The 17,463-nt window shown below is 33.2% G+C and carries 19 protein-coding genes; 6 read left to right on the forward strand and 13 right to left on the reverse strand.

From position 1 onward, the window contains the following. Nucleotides 1-293 precede the first annotated feature (293 nt). Entirely contained in the window at nucleotides 294-1,226 is a 933-nt protein-coding gene (tsf, locus tag ACFELY_RS01275; protein ID WP_341759864.1) for a translation elongation factor Ts, read from the forward strand. A 1,184-nt stretch (nucleotides 1,227-2,410) separates the two neighbouring features. Here tsf and ACFELY_RS01280 read toward each other — a convergent pair. Both ACFELY_RS01280 and ACFELY_RS01285 read right to left on the reverse strand, forming a co-directional pair. Next, nucleotides 2,411-2,830, reverse strand: coding sequence for an SCO4402 family protein (locus tag ACFELY_RS01280; RefSeq protein WP_375330387.1), 420 nt, complete (start codon nucleotides 2,828-2,830; stop codon nucleotides 2,411-2,413). Between the two features lie 10 nt (nucleotides 2,831-2,840). Next, nucleotides 2,841-3,902, reverse strand: coding sequence for a hypothetical protein (locus ACFELY_RS01285; protein WP_375333415.1), 1,062 nt, complete (start codon nucleotides 3,900-3,902; stop codon nucleotides 2,841-2,843). Between the two features lie 72 nt (nucleotides 3,903-3,974). Here ACFELY_RS01285 and ACFELY_RS01290 point away from each other — a divergent pair. After that, nucleotides 3,975-4,738 (forward strand): IS5 family transposase gene (locus tag ACFELY_RS01290; protein ID WP_375329687.1). Its coding sequence is split into 2 segments (ribosomal slippage): nucleotides 3,975-4,332 and nucleotides 4,332-4,738, totalling 765 coding nucleotides; the frame shifts between segments, so codons are not numbered across the junction. 47 nt (nucleotides 4,739-4,785) lie between these two features. Here the strand turns inward: ACFELY_RS01290 and ACFELY_RS01295 are convergent. The 5 genes from ACFELY_RS01295 to ACFELY_RS01315 form a co-directional block, all read right to left on the reverse strand. Continuing rightward, entirely contained in the window at nucleotides 4,786-5,295 is a 510-nt protein-coding gene (locus tag ACFELY_RS01295) for an SMI1/KNR4 family protein (RefSeq protein WP_375333416.1), read from the reverse strand. Between the two features lie 2 nt (nucleotides 5,296-5,297). After that, nucleotides 5,298-7,004, reverse strand: a complete 1,707-nt coding sequence (locus ACFELY_RS01300; RefSeq protein ID WP_375333417.1) for a palindromic element RPE1 domain-containing protein — start codon at nucleotides 7,002-7,004, stop codon at nucleotides 5,298-5,300. A gap of 137 nt (nucleotides 7,005-7,141) precedes the next feature. After that, a complete protein-coding gene (locus ACFELY_RS01305) occupies nucleotides 7,142-7,561 on the reverse strand; it encodes an SCO4402 family protein (protein ID WP_375333418.1) in 420 nt (139 codons plus the stop codon). Between the two features lie 10 nt (nucleotides 7,562-7,571). After that, nucleotides 7,572-8,099 (reverse strand): hypothetical protein, encoded by a 528-nt coding sequence (locus tag ACFELY_RS01310; protein ID WP_375333419.1) that lies wholly within the window; start codon nucleotides 8,097-8,099, stop codon nucleotides 7,572-7,574. Between the two features lie 535 nt (nucleotides 8,100-8,634). Further along, a protein-coding gene (locus ACFELY_RS01315; RefSeq protein ID WP_375333327.1) for an IS5 family transposase occupies nucleotides 8,635-9,398 on the reverse strand; the annotation gives its coding sequence in 2 pieces (ribosomal slippage) (nucleotides 8,635-9,063 and nucleotides 9,066-9,398; 762 coding nt in all). A 125-nt stretch (nucleotides 9,399-9,523) separates the two neighbouring features. Between ACFELY_RS01315 and ACFELY_RS01320 the strand changes: the two genes are divergently transcribed. Continuing rightward, nucleotides 9,524-9,904 carry a hypothetical protein gene (locus tag ACFELY_RS01320; RefSeq protein WP_341758911.1) on the forward strand — a complete coding sequence of 127 codons (381 nt, stop codon included), beginning with the start codon at nucleotides 9,524-9,526 and terminating at the stop codon, nucleotides 9,902-9,904. Between the two features lies 1 nt (nucleotide 9,905). Continuing rightward, complete coding sequence (locus ACFELY_RS01325) at nucleotides 9,906-10,706, forward strand: DNA polymerase III subunit delta' (RefSeq protein ID WP_341758910.1); 801 nt, start codon at nucleotides 9,906-9,908, stop codon at nucleotides 10,704-10,706. A 233-nt stretch (nucleotides 10,707-10,939) separates the two neighbouring features. Here ACFELY_RS01325 and ACFELY_RS01330 read toward each other — a convergent pair whose 3' ends face one another. From ACFELY_RS01330 to ACFELY_RS01355, 6 genes are all read right to left on the reverse strand, one after another. Then, a complete protein-coding gene (locus ACFELY_RS01330) occupies nucleotides 10,940-12,190 on the reverse strand; it encodes a hypothetical protein (protein ID WP_375333420.1) in 1,251 nt (416 codons plus the stop codon). A 226-nt stretch (nucleotides 12,191-12,416) separates the two neighbouring features. Further along, nucleotides 12,417-13,139 (reverse strand): LPS export ABC transporter ATP-binding protein, encoded by a 723-nt coding sequence (gene lptB, locus ACFELY_RS01335; RefSeq protein ID WP_375334099.1) that lies wholly within the window; start codon nucleotides 13,137-13,139, stop codon nucleotides 12,417-12,419. Between the two features lie 30 nt (nucleotides 13,140-13,169). Then, nucleotides 13,170-13,610 (reverse strand): LptA/OstA family protein, encoded by a 441-nt coding sequence (locus ACFELY_RS01340; RefSeq protein ID WP_341758908.1) that lies wholly within the window; start codon nucleotides 13,608-13,610, stop codon nucleotides 13,170-13,172. A 13-nt stretch (nucleotides 13,611-13,623) separates the two neighbouring features. Next, nucleotides 13,624-14,289 (reverse strand): LPS export ABC transporter periplasmic protein LptC, encoded by a 666-nt coding sequence (gene lptC / locus ACFELY_RS01345; protein WP_375333421.1) that lies wholly within the window; start codon nucleotides 14,287-14,289, stop codon nucleotides 13,624-13,626. Further along, on the reverse strand, nucleotides 14,289-15,239 hold the full coding sequence (locus ACFELY_RS01350; RefSeq protein ID WP_375333422.1) for an SIS domain-containing protein: 951 nt from the start codon (nucleotides 15,237-15,239) through the stop codon (nucleotides 14,289-14,291). Before ACFELY_RS01350 ends, lptC begins: the two co-directional genes overlap by 1 nt. A gap of 21 nt (nucleotides 15,240-15,260) precedes the next feature. Continuing rightward, nucleotides 15,261-15,872, reverse strand: a complete 612-nt coding sequence (locus ACFELY_RS01355) for an outer membrane protein (protein WP_375330380.1) — start codon at nucleotides 15,870-15,872, stop codon at nucleotides 15,261-15,263. A 349-nt stretch (nucleotides 15,873-16,221) separates the two neighbouring features. Between ACFELY_RS01355 and ACFELY_RS01360 the strand changes: the two genes are divergently transcribed. Both ACFELY_RS01360 and ACFELY_RS01365 read left to right on the forward strand, forming a co-directional pair. Then, nucleotides 16,222-16,767 (forward strand): transposase, encoded by a 546-nt coding sequence (locus ACFELY_RS01360; protein ID WP_375333423.1) that lies wholly within the window; start codon nucleotides 16,222-16,224, stop codon nucleotides 16,765-16,767. Beyond that, the gene (locus tag ACFELY_RS01365) at nucleotides 16,767-17,345 is read left to right on the forward strand and encodes an IS3 family transposase (protein WP_375333424.1); all 579 of its coding nucleotides are present in this window, start codon (nucleotides 16,767-16,769) and stop codon (nucleotides 17,343-17,345) included. Before ACFELY_RS01360 ends, ACFELY_RS01365 begins: the two co-directional genes overlap by 1 nt. Nucleotides 17,346-17,463: the final 118 nt, after the last annotated feature.

The following is a 17,463-nucleotide window of genomic DNA, read 5'->3' on the forward strand; positions in this document are numbered from 1 at the left end:
TATGTATACTCACAAATCACAAGAGTACTTAAGGTGGAAAGATGTCATGTCTGTTTAAAAATCATAAGAAAAACTGCTAGTGTCATTGTGAGGAGGCGTAAGTCGACAACAATCCATAAAAATAACCAGAAATGGATTGCTTAGTTGACCTATGATCTTCCTTGCTAATAGACATTTTGGGTTTTTAGACTGTTTTTCTACAATTTTTAACTGCCCTGCTTAAGGCGGGGATGGATGCCATCGCTTTCCCAAATTCAATTAAAATAACTTATAACCTTAATAAGGAGAATAATATGATAAATGCTGGACTTGTAAAACAATTAAGAGAAAGAACTGGTGCAGGAATGATGGACTGCAAGAAGGCTTTGCTTGAAACAAAAGGAGACTTTGAACCAGCTATTGATTGGTTAAGAAAAAAAGGATTATCAGCTGCCGCAAAAAAATCAGATAGAGTTGCTGCTGAAGGGCTAACAGCCATACACATTAAAGATAATGTTGGAGTTATTATAGAAGTAAATTCAGAAACAGATTTTGTGGCAAGAAATGATAAATTTCAGCAATTGGTTAAAAATATTGCAACATTAGCTTTGCATCAAAGTAATTTACAAGCACTAAATTTACAGTCACTAAAATTAGCAAAAACATCAACAGGCAGATCAGTTGATGAAGAAATATTAGACAATATTGCTACAATTGGTGAAAATTTAAATCTACGTCGCGTGGATGTCTTACAGGTCTCAGAAGGTGTGGTGGCATCTTATGTACATAACACTGTGGTTGAGGGGCTAGGTAAGATTTCTGTCCTTGTTGGTTTACAGTCAACTAGCAAAGAAAAAGCTAAACTTCTAGAATTAGGGCAAAAAATCGCCACCCATATAGCAGCAAATAATCCTTATAGTCTAGATGTATCGAGTTTGGATCAGACTTTAGTTGAACGTGAAAAAGATATATTCTTTGAACAATCAAAAGCTTCTGGTAAGCCTGACAATATCATTGAAAAAATGGTTGAAGGTAGAATACGTAAGTTTCTAGCAGAAGTTGTTTTGCTTGAACAAAACTTTTTATTTGATGATAAATTAACAATTTCTCAAGTTATTGATAATGCGGCAAAAGAATTAGGAGCTTCGATTAAAATTACTCAGTTTATAAGATATGAACTAGGTGAAGGTATAAAGCAAGAAGATAAAAATTTTGCAGACGAAGTGGCAGCTGTTATACAAAAATAAACAGGAGAGACTGAGAAGTTTAAAAGTCGTATGTGGTCAACGCCTATTAGCTAGGAAGACCGTAGGTTGATTAAGCAATCCAGAAAAGTGATTAGAAATGGATTGCACGCCACCTATGGTGGCTCGCAATGATGGTTTTTCAATTATTGCTTTCTTAAACTGACGCTTATGCTTTGGTGTGGGGTCTAGATTCCGCACCAAAATGGGAATGACAATAGTGGGCGGGAATAACAATTTATAATTGATTCTCAACTAATTTTGAGGATAGTCTTCTTCATCCCATTGTTTTTTAACTTCAATATAGCAACAGATATAATCGATCTTTTGTTGCAAATCAGATTGTTGTGTAATTAGCATCTTCATAATATGTTAAGATTATCTAAGGTTACTCTCTTTGTCTAGACAAAAATTTAGATAATTTAAGATATAATACCAAATATATATTAGACCTCTTGCATAACCTAAAGATAATTGAGGAATTTTTAGGAAAAACGAAGTCGAGTACCGCAGCGTACTAAGATGTACGTGAGGAACGGAGACGAGTTTTGACAACAAAATTACCAATTAGATTAGGTTATGCAAGAGGTCTATTATAGATTGGTTTTTTAATAGCAATATACCAGATAATATATAGTCAATTCAGGAGGATTTGGTGCTAGGAGCGATGGAGCGACGCCTATAAATAATCACACTACTGGACAAAAATGCTAAGTTGATTGCAAATCATATAATTTAAGCAACTTTATAATAACTGAATCAAGAGAATATTTAAAACAACTATAAGATTGTTTAATTAATTTTATTCCTAATTGAAGTACGTATTTTACCCTTGGGAAATTTATTATTGAATTTAATTATTTGCATACCATAAAACCATTGCTAGAACCCCTGGCATCTATTATAAAGACGGAGCTTTGTCATGCTTAATTTCGTGGGGATATATAAGCTCGCAATGACGTAACGTTGTAAAGTGACCTTCTCACTAATAGACATCTGTGAATTTGGTGTAATATTAGCCGGGTTAGCTATAACTAACTTCCCCTGAATAAGATTTAACATAGCAACTAATTTTCTTAACTTGCTATAATATACACTACAACACCACTAGCACTAAGTAGCAGAATGAAAAAAAAATATAATAATTTAGAAGAAATTATTATTAATCATATTGAGTATAAAGCACTTTAATTATTTGCTATTTCGGAGAAATGATATTTTTTATCATTTCTATCCATCAATTCATACATCTCTTTGGCTCCAGTATACACTTTAGACCATTCTGGGTGATTTAAATAATCTGTATCTGGCTTTTTTTCACCTATTTCAAAATCTAACAAATCAGAAAACCATTTGCAAAATCTATGAATTTGTTGTGCCTCATCTTCATCATATAGTATATCGCCAATATTACTTTCTTTATATTCATCCAAATCACACATATTATATAATGTATCTAAGACATCATATAATAAACTGTCCCAATAGGGGTGAAGATAATTTTTATCTACCCATTCTTGCATTTGGTAATCATTATCAGCTAAATATTCAAATGAACCTTTAATTTCCATACGGAGTTGTGGACGAGACAAAGATTTTACTAACATATGTTATCCTTTAATTTGGTTTATGAAAACTTTTCCATTTAACCCACATATCTGCTGGAATATGGGCATCTGGATGTTTTGTAGTTTTTTTTACTTGTGTATTTATATCAAAACCATGTTCTATACTTCTTGTTCCACTGTCAAACTTACTACGTTCTATTTTATATATTGCTCCAGTTGCTTCATCTTTAATTATATAATTCTTACCAGTATAATCAATAACCTTACCATTATAACTTACTATAACATGGTCTACCTGTTGAGTTGAGTGTTTAGCAAATAAATCAGCCTTATCTATCCTGATATTATGCATACCTTCTTTATCCTGCATTTGCCATCTTAAACCTATATCTTTTCTGTTATATATTGGTAAGCCAAATTCTTCTGGTACTTTTTTAGTTAAATCTGAAAGTTGAGTCCAATTTTCATATTGTTTAAGAGACGTTGTATATTGTTCTAGTTTAAGGTCTAAAGGTTTTTTAATGCCAGTAACTGTCTCAATATGTTTTTGTAATGATAGATCACTAGCTACATTTGATGTCCCTAATTTCACTTCTCCAACTTCAACCAATCCCAAATCACCAACTAGGGTATTTTCACCAATTCCAGCAACTTCACCAACCACTGCACCCTTGCCTAAAATAGCGGCACCCTCAGTAGCTGTTAAAGCACTACCCACACCACCAACTGCCTCAATACCTGCTGCTTTTAGCACTACTTTCTTAGCAGTATCAACCGCACCCTTAACCGCAAGACCAACTCCTACTCCTAAAGCAGCTCCTCCCGTTATACCAAGTAACGTTTTGGTTCCTTCATCTGGAATATTATCAATAGCTTGCCTAATCTTCCCCTTAGGATCAAGGTAGCTTACTACTGGATTAACTACGTACCCTAATATCTCTCCTGCACAGGCAAATGGTGTTGTAAGCAGTGCTTTGGTCTTTGGCAATTGATCAGTAGCCTTTTGAATATTATCCTTTATTGTTCGTAATATTAATCCGGTAACCTCACCGCCTATTCTATACTCTGCTACTTGCATTTTATATGGATCATTGCTAGGGTATATCGTCACGAGATTGTGATTGCATAATTTTATGTGATTTGTTATTATAATTGTAGTAATAAAAATAGGCGATAAGAAGCAATGAGTTTAGCACATAGAAGACATGATATAAGCGATGAGCTTTGGAATAAGATAGAAAGTAATTTACCTGGTCAGAAAGGTTGTTGGGGAGGTATTGCAAGAGACAATAGAACTTTTATAAATGCAGTGATGTGGATATTTAGAACGGGAGCTCCATGGAGAGATTTGCCTCCTGATTATGGCAATTGGAAGAATGTACACAGAAGATTCTGTAGATGGCGTGATAATGGGATATGGGAGAATTTGCTAAATATTTTTATAAATGCTCCTGATTTTGAATGGTTAATGATAGATTCTACATTTGTAAAAACTCACAAAGCAGGACTTGGAGCGAAAGGCGGGAATCAAACGGTTAGTCGCACAAAAGGGGACTCAATACAAAGGTACATATGGCCGTGGATGCGTATGGTATGCCGGTCAGAATTATTGTTACAGAAGGTTCCAGAAATGATTGTACTCAAGCTTGTGAGTTAATCCAGAATATGGAGGCACAACATCTTATGGCTGATAAAGCTTACGATACAAACGCCATAATAGAATCGGCTGTGAATGCAAACATAATTCCTGTAATACCATCAAAAAGAAACAGGAAGATTCAAAGAGAGATAGATAAATATCTATATAAGCTAAGGCACATTATTGAAAATACATTTCAAAAATTTAAAGAATGGCGTGGTATAGCAACAAGATATGCTAAAAATACAAAATCATACATGGCGGGTCTTTGTTTAAGGGCTTTACTAATGTGGGCTCAAATCTCGTGACGACGCACCCTAGCACTAAGTAGCAGAATGAAAAAAAATATAATAATTTAGCTGAAATTATTAACACGCAAATAATAATCTGGAGATTCATGGTATAATCGCCAAATGAACCTCTCAAAATGTTCTTCTATAATATTACCAATTTCATCGTATACAGCATCTGGTTTATCAGAGCTAGGTTTCATCACTAGAAAACTTGACATATCGGCTACTTCAAAGAAAATAACATCATCATCTTTTATATAACCTTCTTCAATATATTCTACCGCCTCAGGTAATATATAATCACTCTTCTCTTTAAGGAGCATAATATCAGCTATTTGTTGCGGGAAGAATATATAATTGGCATAATCAAAAGCTTCATTTCCATTGATTGATTTATTTAAAACTCCAGATCCTATTTCTACCCAAAATTCTTTTAAAGATTTTGGCAATTGAAAACCTAATCTATCTTCTGCATATTCGATATCTTGAAGATTAACTTTAGTAAAACTGTTACGAGGATGTTTTGCTTTACTATTATTTATATATTTTTTTAAATAATCATATTTTCCCATAATTATTTCTTTTTAGGTTTAAAAATTTCATTTGCTCTTGATCCTACTCCGTGAATTTTAGTATGCTCTTCTAAACCATGAGCAGGATGAATATTCCACCAAGTATTTGGACCACCATGATTTACTTGAATTATATGATGGGCATCATATGGTTGACCTATTCTATCTGGAACGGAATGTTCTTGATACACCGGCCATTTTTGTCCAGTATTTTGTTCCCATTCCATTCTTAATTGTTTTTTCATTTTATTAAATTCCGCTTTGTGCATTTTATAAGTTATCGCATCCAATTTCTCAAACTCCTGAGTTTTTAAAGCTTCTTTAAGTAGAGGCAGTTGTTTTTCATCTACTGGAAGTTTAGTAATATCTTTAATTTCTTTCAAGTAATTTTTAGTTAAATAAGGATTTTCTATAATTTTGGTTTTAGCAGTAATATCACTAGTATGGGTTGGAAGGTGTGGTTCTTTTGATAGTCCAGATGTTCCTGGTACTTCTGGATTATTAATATCAATTGCTTTTCCTTCTATAATTTTAGGCTTTGGTGCTGTGTCTTTTCCTAGCTTGTTGGCACCACTAACATTAGGTAAACCAATTCTTTTCTGTATAAAATCTGTAGGGTCAATCTCACCTGGTAATTTAGTACCAGTAACTTTTTCCACTCCTACCTTAATTATTGCTGATATTGGATCAGAAGATAGTCTTAGTCCTAATGCTTCTATATTTTTTTGTCCTTCTGCCTCAGGAAATCGTTTTTTATGTTCTTCTATTATTTTTGCACCATATTCACCCGATCCAAAGAAAATATATTTTATACCACTTGTTACTGACCCAAATGCGGTTCTTAGCTCATCATCGCTTAAATTTTTAATATTGCTTTCCTCTACTGATATGTCAGAAGTAGCTACCGTTCTTGAAGTAGTCGGCAGTGATTGATCTCTAACCATTATGTCTAATGGTGGTATTGGTTGTGTTATCTTGTTTGCAGGATTAGCGGCAAGCAACTTTGTTATCCCCTCTTCAGTCCATTTAAACTCGGTTGATTCAGCAGCTGACTTGCTGCTAGGTGGTATGTCTGGAGGAACAGTAATTTGCGGTGGGGGTTTTCCTAGTAACTTTAGGGGCAGTGCTATCTCGCCGCTACCAGCTGCATTAAAGCTATAAAGAGGCTTCTCGCCTGTGCCAAAAAGGCTTTTTTGTGGCTGCCCAATAGTTAGTCCAGGCTGAACATTAGTATTGTGTGGATCAATCTTTAGAGCAGGCTTACTATTAGACCTCTTGCAAAACTCTACTTCTGCTGGTAATTTGTGCGTCGATCCGGTACTCGAATCCTCACGTACATTTGAGTACGCTGCGGTTCTCTGTTCCGTGTCTCCTACAAATTCCTCAGCATAAGCGAGTTTTGCAAGAGGTCTATTGCTGCTTTTTTCTTTACCCCGCATCGTTATAGTGCCATCATCATCACCAGCCGCTACTGCTATTATTTTTGGATCAGCCAGATTTACCACTCTATGACCATTTCGACTCTGTATGTCTCTTATAGCGTCATTCAAACGATAAGAATCGCCAAGCAGCGTATCAGTGATTTTTTCAGATAAAGATATTTGTTGCATTCCTTCCTGGATTATCGGATTTGCTAGCTGATGTTGGTAATGATCCATCAAACTCTTACCAACCCTATCTGATTGTTGAGTAATTGCTGTTGGCGTCACTTCCTCCAAGGCTGATAATTAATATACACCATAAAATCACTAGCACTAAGTAGTAGAATGAAAAAAAATATAATAATTTAGAGAAAATTATTATTAATCATTGAGGGGCTGATCTTCCAAATTGAGTATAAAGCACTTTAACCATTTGCTATTTCGGAGAAATGATATTTTTTATCATTTCTATCCATCAATTCATACATCTCTTTGGCTCCAGTATACACTTTAGACCATTCTGGGTGATTTAAATAATCTGTATTTGGCTTTCGCTCACCTATTTCAAAATCTAACAAATCAGAAAACCATTTGCAAAATCTATGAATTTGTTGAGCCTCATCTTCATCATATAACATATCACCGATATTACTTTCTTTATATTCATCCAAATCACACATATTATATAATGAATCTAAGACATAATATAATAAACCATACCAATATTGATTAGGAGTTCTTTTTTCTACCCATTCTTGCATTTGCCATTCATAATCAGCTAAACATTCAAATGCACTTTCAATTTCCATACGAAATTGTGGACGAGATAAAAATTTTATAATCATATGTTACCCTTTAATTTGGTTTATGAAAAATTTTCCATTTAATCCATTCAGTTGCTGGAATATGGGCATCTAGATGTTTTGCAGTTTTCTTTACTTGTGTATTTATATCAAATCCATGTTCTACACCTCTTGTCCCACTGTCAAACTTACTACGTTCTATTTTATATGTTGCTTTGGTTGTTTTATCTTCAAGTATATAATTTTTACCAGTATAATCAATAACCTTACCATTATAACTTACTATAACATGATCTACTTGTTGAATAGGGTAATCAGATAATAAATCAGCCTTATCTATCCTGATATTATGCATACCATCTTTATCCTGCATTTGCCATCTTAAACCTATATTTTTTTTGTTAGGTATTGCTACACCAAACTCTCCTGGCACTTTTTCAACAAGTTTTGATAGTTGAGGCCAATTTTCATATTGTTTAAGAGACGTTGTATATTGTTCTAGTTTAAGGTCTACAGGTTTTGTAATGCCGGTAACATTCTCAATATGTTTTTTCAATGATAGATCACTAGGGTGCGTCATCAATTAAGTATTCAAATTAACATATTTTTTTGAATATTAGGGTAATAATTTAATAAAAATATGATTTTAAAAATAATGTTTTTATAGCGTTTTTATAGCAGATTTTTAAGAATTTGCCCCAATTTTCATGATAAATTGACCATATATTAGTTGAAATAGTTTTTAAAATATCAATTAAAATTAGAGGAGAGAAGCTTATGAGTACTAAAGTTTTAATAGTACAACCCGGTAACGGGGATAGTAACGTTGCAAAAGTGCAAATTTCACTCTGTATTCCTCACAATGACGCGTAATGCTAATCGGGTTAGCTATAATCTCAAACTAAAAAATCCAGTGTAACACTCAAGCGTTTAGCTTATTAATAAAGCTAAAACTTGAATGTTACATTTAGGTTATAAACTAGTAAGTACTCAAAAGTTTTACAGACAAAAAGTACTTACTAGTGAAATTAATCCAATAGCATTGCTATTAAATTACAACCATTATCGAGGTGTAACTATGATCATACACAAATTTTCTCCACTAGGGCGTGTCATCAATTAAGTAATATTACAGAAGAAGCCAAATAAATTGCTCCCAGAAAATTCTGAGCTAGTTTATCATAACGCGTAGCAATGCCTCGAGATTGTTTAAGTTTTGCAAAGAAATTTTCAATTAAATGACGATACTTATAAAGCTCTACATCATATTCTACAGGAAATTTACGATTCTTCTTGGATGGAATTACAGGAGTGCAATTCTTATCTTTTATCTTATTCTTCATTCTTGCCTCAGCATCATAAGCCTTATCTGCAATTACGGTATCCGCTTTTGTCAAAGTTTCCATTAAAGCATCAGAACCTTGTAAATCATGCGACTGACCAGGGGTTAAATAAAAAGCTGTCGGATTTCCTAAAGCATCAACAGTTGCATGAATTTTAGTTGATAAACCACCTTTACTACGACCTATTGCTTGGTCATCTACTATGACTTTTTTTTAGCTCCGGTACTATGTTGATGTGCTTTAACAATCGTTGAATCAATCATACTATATTCATTATCTGCATCTTGTGTAAGTAGTTCAAAAACCTTCTTCCATACATCTTTTTGGCTCCAACGTGTATGTCTTGTATGAATTACTCTAAAATCTCCAAATCTTTCTGGTAAGTCTCTCCACGGTATACCAGCACGATATCTATATAATACAGCTTCTACGAATAATCTATTATCTTTGGCACTTGCTCCTACGTCTCCTTCTTTTTCAGGTAAAATATCCTTTATCCTTTCCCATTGATCATCTCTTAAAGCATATCTGCGCATTGGTCACCTTCTTATTTTTTTACCAATATCTAATTTGCCTCATCCTAATATTTATGTCAACTTAATTGATGACACGCCCTAGTCAAACTTCATTATTTTTTTTTGTAGTCTTATGGTTAACTAATATGGATAATAGAATACAGTTATTAATGATCTTAGTAGTTGGCATGCTCATTATGGAAATAATATTAATCATGATTTCTATTAAGTGGCTTTACAATATTTGGGTTAACAGTGAAAATATTGCCGAGAGTAGCAAGGACTTTCCCAGCATTTTTACCAAGGATATAGAAGAAGTAAAACTACTATACCAAGAATTAAAAAAGCTTATTCATATAAATGGTAAGAAAGAAGATAAAATATTACATGGATTATTTTTTTCAGAAGAGATAAAAATACATATCGAAATGTTACTTACTGAAATCAGGGAATTTAAGAAGCAGTGTCGGATGAGTGAAAAAGCATGCAACAATGAGGATGATCAATTGATAAGTGGAGTTAAATAGAATGATTAAAGAATATCTTGAATATAGATTTAAACAAGGCAGGCTTTATAATAGTTGGCTGATTGACGTGGATGATACGGCAAAAGCTTTAGAGAATTTACTAATATTTATAGAAACCAGTTTATTTAAAGATAAAATTCAATTAAAAAATCATCCAGATTATCGGTTAGTAGCAAGGGATAATTCTGTTACCACTAATGTCAAAGATATATCTGTTGACCAAATTAGAGATTTACAGCAATTTTTTTATAAAACATCGTCAATATCTAAATATAGAGTGGCTGTTATTTATCAAGCCGATCTAATGAATCTTAATGCAGCAAATTCTTGCCTTAAACTTTTAGAAGATACTCCAAAAGATAGTTTTATTTTCTTAATTACCTCAAGAGCCGCTGGCATAATCAGCACTATAAGATCTAGATGTGCTAAAATTAATATAAAATCACAAAATCGCTTAGTGGGGAGTGAGATATATGTTAAATTTATTACATATATTGCCAATTGTTCAGACCCTAAAGCGAGGCTAAATATTATAGCAGAGTTTACCAGTAAAAACAAAGAATTATGGGGAGATTTTGCTTATAGTATGCTATATCTAGTGAATAGAATTACTAAGAAATCTCTTAATATCAATATTGAATTCAATGAATTAGAGAATAAAATATTTAATCAATTATCCTCTAATTCACCTGATTGTTTGGTAACAAAATTTGCCAATATTAAGCGAATAATAAATAATACTATAGATTATGATCTAGACCTAAGGGCTAGTACCATAGCATTAATAGAAGAATTAACTTAAATATATCATACGCTATTAGTGAGACCATGTAGTGGTCGTGGCAATCCATATTCTAGAGTCATTGCAAGACCATGTAATGGTCGAAGCAATCCATTTTTGATCGTTTTCTGGATTGCTTCGTTGGCTTACGCCCCCTTGCAATGACGGTGTTGTAAGGGGCCTTCTCGCAATGACGTCTTGTACTTTAACTTTTTTTCCGTGAATGCTCACTGTTTTTTTGGTAATTTATACAGCTACGCTGTTGCTTCACTTCCATTGCCTATCGTTGAAACTACATCTTCTGCCATATATACAGCACTCTCAACTATTGTAAATACGTTTTGTGCGAGGTCTGTCCCAGGTAGTAGGGATAACATAATCTCACCGGTATCAGACAGGATATCTTCTGCTGCAACTATTGCTTTTTGCACGCCATTACAACGTTTATAATGAATATCCTTAACTTTCTTGCAAGTATAAGCAGTAGCAGCTGCTGCTACTGTAGCAATAACTGCAATCGCTCCGTATACTGCACCCATTACTTTTCCTTCTTGACCTATAGTAGTTTGTTCCTGTGGCGTTGCTGTAGGAGCGGCAATGTCCTTAAATGCAGCATTAGAAGGGTCTACGGAAGTAGTTGTTTCTTCCGTTATAATAGTAGAGTTTTCCTCAATAAAAGAGGTAGAAGAAGATGGTTCAATGGTAGTAACTACTGGTTCTAGTATTGTGTTCAGCTCATCCAACAATTTCCTGGCTGGTGCAAAATTTGGATGTGCTTCAAGAGACTTAGTGCATTCTACTAGAGCTTCCTCATGTTTACCGTTAGACTTCAAACTTTTGCATTCCTTAAAATGTTCATAATGCGATGAAGATGGTAAACCACATTTGTATTTCTTAACATAAGTGTTTCTTTGACCACTCTTATAACGTTCCTGATATGTAAAAACTATCTGTGCTGTTTGCGGTTCCGTAGAGCTTAATACTTTTAGCTCTCGTAAAGAATCTCCCCAAGTAACTTTCTCCCTTTCTTCGCTTGAAGTAAATTTCTGATCTTGGCAGGGTTCATCCACTAAACACTTGGCATATAAGTTAGTTCGCTCTGGAGAAAATAGCCAGTGCTTAGGAGTGTACACTTCTCCCTTTCCAACCATCACACAGCTACCATTTGGCAAAGTAAGGGTCTTTACTTCTACGATCTTATCCGCAGCACGCTTACTTCTATTATGAAGAGCTACATCAGAATTATCTACAGGGTCATCGTATGTAGGTTTTTCAGTAGCTTCTTTAATTATTTTTACCAATGCTGGATCATTATGATATTGATAAATAGACGGTAGGGATGATACATCTAGCTCAGAAGTACTATCTTTTTCTATACCCGTATTTTTTCCTGTAAAGACTACCTTAGCTAAAGTTGAACCTGTAGCCCTAGCTAAAGTTGAGGTTGTAGTATAAAGTAGAACAAGAGATGTGGTAAGAAGATAAGAAGGCGAGAAATATTTCATAAAAATTGTTTCCGATTTAATAATATTGATTAATATTTAGTTTAACAAGATAGTTAACAGAAACTACCTGGATTGATAAAATAGGTTTTTCATATATGAAGTCAAGATTTAATTTCAAAGTTGTATAAAAAATAACATCCAATGAATAGTGGATTGCTTCGTCGGCCCACGCCTCCTTGCAATGACGTCTTATAGTAAGTAATGGTTATATCGTCACCAGAGCCTGTTACAGAGAAAAAGATTGTCCTAAATATACTTCCCTTACTTGATAGCTTGTAGCTATTTCTTGTGGGGTTCCTTCTAATAGGACTTTTCCGTTGTAAATAACGTATGCCCTATCCACTATATTGAGGGTATCTCTAACATTATGATCAGTGATTAAGATGCCGATATTACGGTTACGTAAGTGTACGATCAAATTTTTAAGATCCTCGATCGCTAGTGGATCAATACCTGCAAGTGGTTCGTCAAGCATAATAAATTTAGGGTCTAATGCTATTGCTCTTGAAATTTCTAGCCTACGTCTTTCTCCGCCGGATAATCCTGTTGCCGGCATATCTTTTAGATGGAGAATAGAAAATTCTTTAAGCAAATCTAATGTTTTTTGTTCGATAATTTCTTGATCATTTTCTAAAGCCTCTAGCATTAATCTAATATTATCCCCAACAGATAACCCACGGAAAATTGATGGCTCTTGAGGAAGATAGCTAAAACCAAACCTAGCTCGTAAATAAATTGGTAAATGAGTAATATCATGATCGTTATAAAATAATGCCCCACTATCTGGTCTGGTAAGCCCTATAATAATACTAAAACAGGTAGTTTTACCTGCACCGTTTGGACCAAAAAGACCAACTATTTCTCCTGTTTTTAATTGAAGAGATACGTCGTTTAGTATCACCCTCTTATTATAAGATTTTGAAATACTATTTACTTGTAATTTATCTATTATTAAAGGTGACATAATTCTTTGTTCCAATTAATCCTTGGATTTACTGTAATCTACATTATTAAGTTTCGTATAATATACTAGCTTGTCGGTTTTTATAATACCATTCTTATTTTGTACTATTACGTCACCAAGCAGGACTAGCTCTTTTCTTTCCACAAAATATTTGGCAGAGGTAGCAATTAATAATTCCTGACCATCATTCCTCTTAGCAGTCAAGTTTGACGGTATAGATATGTAATTAATAGTTTTTTTATTATCAACTATTTTATAAAAGATTTCTAAATTAGTCGTTTTCACCATTATATCATCAAACCATAAAATCACCTCACCCGTAAAAAAAGCTTGCTGCTTAATCTGATCAATTACTAAATTATCAGAATTAATATACAATTTATCCATACTAGAATGTTTTGAGTATGGGGGTTCTCCACAAGCTATTGCTGAGTTCATTATTAGGAAAAGCAACATATAACAAATCATGCTAAAAATCCGATACATCAATAATCGTTGATACGCTACCTTTGAAATTTATAATATTATTGTCATTTGTGGAATTAAAATTATCAGAAGTAATTTGACAATTTTTATAAGACAATATCACACCTGTTCTACTAAATGTTTCTTTATTTAGTAAATTAAGTTGGGCTTCTTGTGCTTTTAATATGCTTTCTCCTAAAAAAAACTGGACATCATCTCTTAATTCTAACATATGACTATTCTCATTCAATATACCATTTTTTGCATTGATCACTAATAGTTTATTGTCATTTATTTTATATTTAGCTTTAATTTCTTCTAATGCATATTTATTATCTAAAGTCCTAACCGCTTGTACAGCCTGAATTTGGTAAGGATTTAAGTTTTTACTTAACCCCTTAAAAGTTGAATTTGAAATTTTTATTTCATAATTTGTTTTATCACTTGGGGTAAAAGAGCTATCCCCACTATTGTTTTCAATTAATTCTAAATTATTATTAATTGGATTAAAATTGATATAAATTAAGTATAAGGTTAGTACTAGCCCTAAACAAGATAAGATTTTTGATATACTAATTGAACGTCTATAAGATGAAATGATCGAACTACTACTTTTATCGATGAAGGGAATTTTAACCATAATACTACCAACATTATCATGGACATTCATTAACTAATTCCTGCCCGAAGTAAGTCATGGATATGCACAATACCAATAACTATATTATTTTCAGTTACCGGTATGCTAGTAATTGATTTGCTATTCATGAAACCTAAGGCCTCTCCTGCTAATTTCGAGGAAGAAATTTGTTGTGGATTAGAAGTCATTACATCGCATGCATATTTCATATTTATTTTATCGTTAATATGTCTACGCAAATCTCCATCTGTTATAATACCAACCAAACTTAAATCTTTATCTACTACTATAGCACATCCAAGGCTTTTTTGATTCATAACTAATATAGTATCAGTAAATGAAGTATCGGCATATACTAAAGGCAACTGATCTTTTACCCTCATTAAACTTTCCACCTTGATAAGATTACTTCCAATCTTTCCTCCAGGATGATATAGCCGAAAATCATCTTCCGAAAAACCTCGAGCTTCATGTATAGAAGTGGTAAGTGCATCTCCAAGAGATAACATCATTATTGCGGAAGTTGTCGGAGCTGCAATATAGGATGCTTCATTAATTCTTGGTATTAATAATAAGAAATCGCTATTGATTGCTATAGTAGAGTTGGCATTCATAGTCATGGCAACTATCTTTATAGAAAATCGCTTACAATATTTCATTATATCAAATAATTCTTTGGTCTCTCCTGAATTAGATAACATGAAAATTAAGTCGCCTTCAGTTACCATCCCAAGATCACCATGGCTAGCCTCAGCTGGGTGCAGATAAAAAGCAGCCGTACCAGTAGAAGCAAAACTTGCTGCTATCTTATGGGCTATATAACCACTTTTTCCTATACCAGTTAAAATAATCCTGCCTTTACAATTAATTATATGATCTACTACATTGTCAAAGCAACTAGGAATATTATTAGATAATTCAATTAGTGCAGTAGATTCTTTTAATACAACTCTTTTGGCAACGTCACGATGATAGTGCATTTTTACTCTAACCCTAACAAATTATATATCAAGCCTTATACCAAGCGTTACATTATGACCTTTATAAGGCAATGACTTAATATAATTCTCTTTTGTGCTACCAAAATCTTTCCAACTATAAGCTATCTCAACTTTTACCACAGGAGCTAATTTGGCAGCAACTCCAAGAGTAAGATGGTAAACTAGATTATTTTTTTTGTTAGTAGAAGTTGAAGCACCAAGCTTATTATTACCGATAATTTCGTTTTTCAGCTGACCAACCCCAGCACCAAGCCCAATAAAGAATTCACAAATGCTTATATCAAAAACATCGACATAACCACTAAGCACTAAAGTAGTAATTTGGGATTTAATTTTTGAGTCTGTACCGGCAAAAAAATACTTTGATTGCTGATTAGCAAAAAAATTAAGCATAAGATCAGCTCTAACATTATCTAGAATGTAATAACCTGCACCTCCTCCACCAACAATACCAGCCATATTATGTTTTAATTTTTTATCATTTAACTTAACATTATTCATTTTACTTGTCCCAACTTCGGCTTTCAAATAAAATTGATTTTCAATAGCCCAAGAAGAAACAGAAAATAACAGTGAAATGCTGGTGATCGTTAGTAATAATAAATTTCTCATGCTTCTATTTTTTTATTTAAATTTTACTATAAATTATACTTATTAGCCAGCTTATTTTGTAAAATAACCAAGTACACAACAAAAAAAAGGGCTAAAAAGCCCCCTTTTTTGTAGAATAAAATAATGAATAACGACGTGGTTCAAATATATTTATTTCTCAGAAATAATATTTATTAAATAACTAGGGTGTGTCATCAATTAAGTTGACATAAATATTAGGATGAGGCAAATTAGATATTGGTAAAAAAATAAGAAGGTGACCAATGCGCAGATATAATGGTTCCAATATTTTGGACAGAAAAATAAGAAAAATGAGATAGAATTCTTTAGCAAACAAGGAGAGCTAGAGATGAAAAAACAAGTAAGGCAATATAGTGCTGAGGAGAAAGCCAAAACTGTCATAGAAGCAATTAAGGGAGAGCTAACAATAGCCCAGATAACCAGTAAGTATGGTGTTCATGCAACACAGATAAGTAACTGGAAAAAACAAGGTCTTGAGTTGTTAGTACAAGGTTTTAAGAATAAAACACAGAGTGCTGACCCAAATCAGCAGGGGTTAATCAAGAATCTATATGAGCAAATTGGTCAGTTAAGCGTTGAGTGTGACTGGCTCAAAAAAAATCTGCATTGTTTGGAATTAAAGGTTAGGTGTAATATGATAGAACCTAATCATAATAAGTTAACAATTGTACAACAGTGTAAGTTATTGGATATTAGCAGGTCAACCTATTACTATCAACCTACTGGTATTAGTGAACAAGATATCAAGATTATGGCAATAATTGATGAGACCTATACTATGCATCCATATTATGGTATGCGGCGGATGGCTAAATATTTACAAGCCCAAGGTTTTTCGGAGGTCGTAAAGCTGTTAGACGTTACTACAAGATAATGGGTCTTGAAGCTGTTTATCCTAAAATAAATTTAAGCAAGAGGAATCAGGCACATAAAATATATCCTTATTTACTAAAAGGATTAGAAATAGTATTGCCAAACCAGGTTTGGAGTACAGATATAACGTATATAAGACTGAGCCAAGGGTTCGTATATTTAGTAGCTATTATTGACTGGTATAGTCGTTATATTCTAAGTTGGCGAATCTCCATTAGTTTGGAAAGTGAATTTTGTGTAACAGCCCTTGAAGACGCTATAGAAAAATATGGTATGCCAAAAATATTTAATACTGATCAAGGAGTACAATTTACCTCGGAGAATTTTATTAGTATGCTAAAGCTACATAATATCTTGATCAGTATGGATGGTAAGGGACGAGCCTTAGATAATATTTTTATTGAACGTTTTTGGCGATCATTAAAACAGGAAAAAATTTATCGGATTATTTTAACAACAGTAAAGGAGGCAAAGACAGCAATTAACGAATATATGGACTTTTATAATAGACAAAGGATGCATCAAACTTTGGATTATAAAACTCCAGAATGTGTATATTTTGAAAAAAATATTGTATAAAAACAACAATTTAATTTTTGTGAATTATATCTCTATTTATCTAAATTTTTGTCTAGACAAAGGGGACCACCTTAAAGTTTCAATAAAGGCAAGGCTCATGAATTTAACCGTGAAGTTG

The sequence above is a fragment of the Candidatus Tisiphia endosymbiont of Xenochironomus xenolabis genome (assembly GCF_964264705.1).
Lineage (GTDB): Bacteria > Pseudomonadota > Alphaproteobacteria > Rickettsiales > Rickettsiaceae > Tisiphia.

What these genes read in the sequence shown, in the direction of transcription:
- tsf (WP_341759864.1), top strand. Translation starts at nt 294, where the DNA reads ATGATAAATGCTGGACTTGTAAAACAATTAAGAGAAAGAACTGGTGCA.
- ACFELY_RS01280 (WP_375330387.1), bottom strand. Translation starts at nt 2,830, where the DNA reads ATGTTAGTAAAATCTTTGTCTCGTCCACAACTCCGTATGGAAATTAAA.
- ACFELY_RS01295 (WP_375333416.1), bottom strand. Translation starts at nt 5,295, where the DNA reads ATGGGAAAATATGATTATTTAAAAAAATATATAAATAATAGTAAAGCA.
- ACFELY_RS01305 (WP_375333418.1), bottom strand. Translation starts at nt 7,561, where the DNA reads ATGATTATAAAATTTTTATCTCGTCCACAATTTCGTATGGAAATTGAA.
- ACFELY_RS01310 (WP_375333419.1), bottom strand. Translation starts at nt 8,099, where the DNA reads ATGACGCACCCTAGTGATCTATCATTGAAAAAACATATTGAGAATGTT.
- ACFELY_RS01320 (WP_341758911.1), top strand. Translation starts at nt 9,524, where the DNA reads ATGGATAATAGAATACAGTTATTAATGATCTTAGTAGTTGGCATGCTC.
- ACFELY_RS01325 (WP_341758910.1), top strand. Translation starts at nt 9,906, where the DNA reads ATGATTAAAGAATATCTTGAATATAGATTTAAACAAGGCAGGCTTTAT.
- ACFELY_RS01330 (WP_375333420.1), bottom strand. Translation starts at nt 12,190, where the DNA reads ATGAAATATTTCTCGCCTTCTTATCTTCTTACCACATCTCTTGTTCTA.
- ACFELY_RS01340 (WP_341758908.1), bottom strand. Translation starts at nt 13,610, where the DNA reads ATGTTGCTTTTCCTAATAATGAACTCAGCAATAGCTTGTGGAGAACCC.
- lptC (WP_375333421.1), bottom strand. Translation starts at nt 14,289, where the DNA reads ATGAATGTCCATGATAATGTTGGTAGTATTATGGTTAAAATTCCCTTC.
- ACFELY_RS01350 (WP_375333422.1), bottom strand. Translation starts at nt 15,239, where the DNA reads ATGCACTATCATCGTGACGTTGCCAAAAGAGTTGTATTAAAAGAATCT.
- ACFELY_RS01355 (WP_375330380.1), bottom strand. Translation starts at nt 15,872, where the DNA reads ATGAGAAATTTATTATTACTAACGATCACCAGCATTTCACTGTTATTT.
- ACFELY_RS01360 (WP_375333423.1), top strand. Translation starts at nt 16,222, where the DNA reads ATGAAAAAACAAGTAAGGCAATATAGTGCTGAGGAGAAAGCCAAAACT.
- ACFELY_RS01365 (WP_375333424.1), top strand. Translation starts at nt 16,767, where the DNA reads ATGGGTCTTGAAGCTGTTTATCCTAAAATAAATTTAAGCAAGAGGAAT.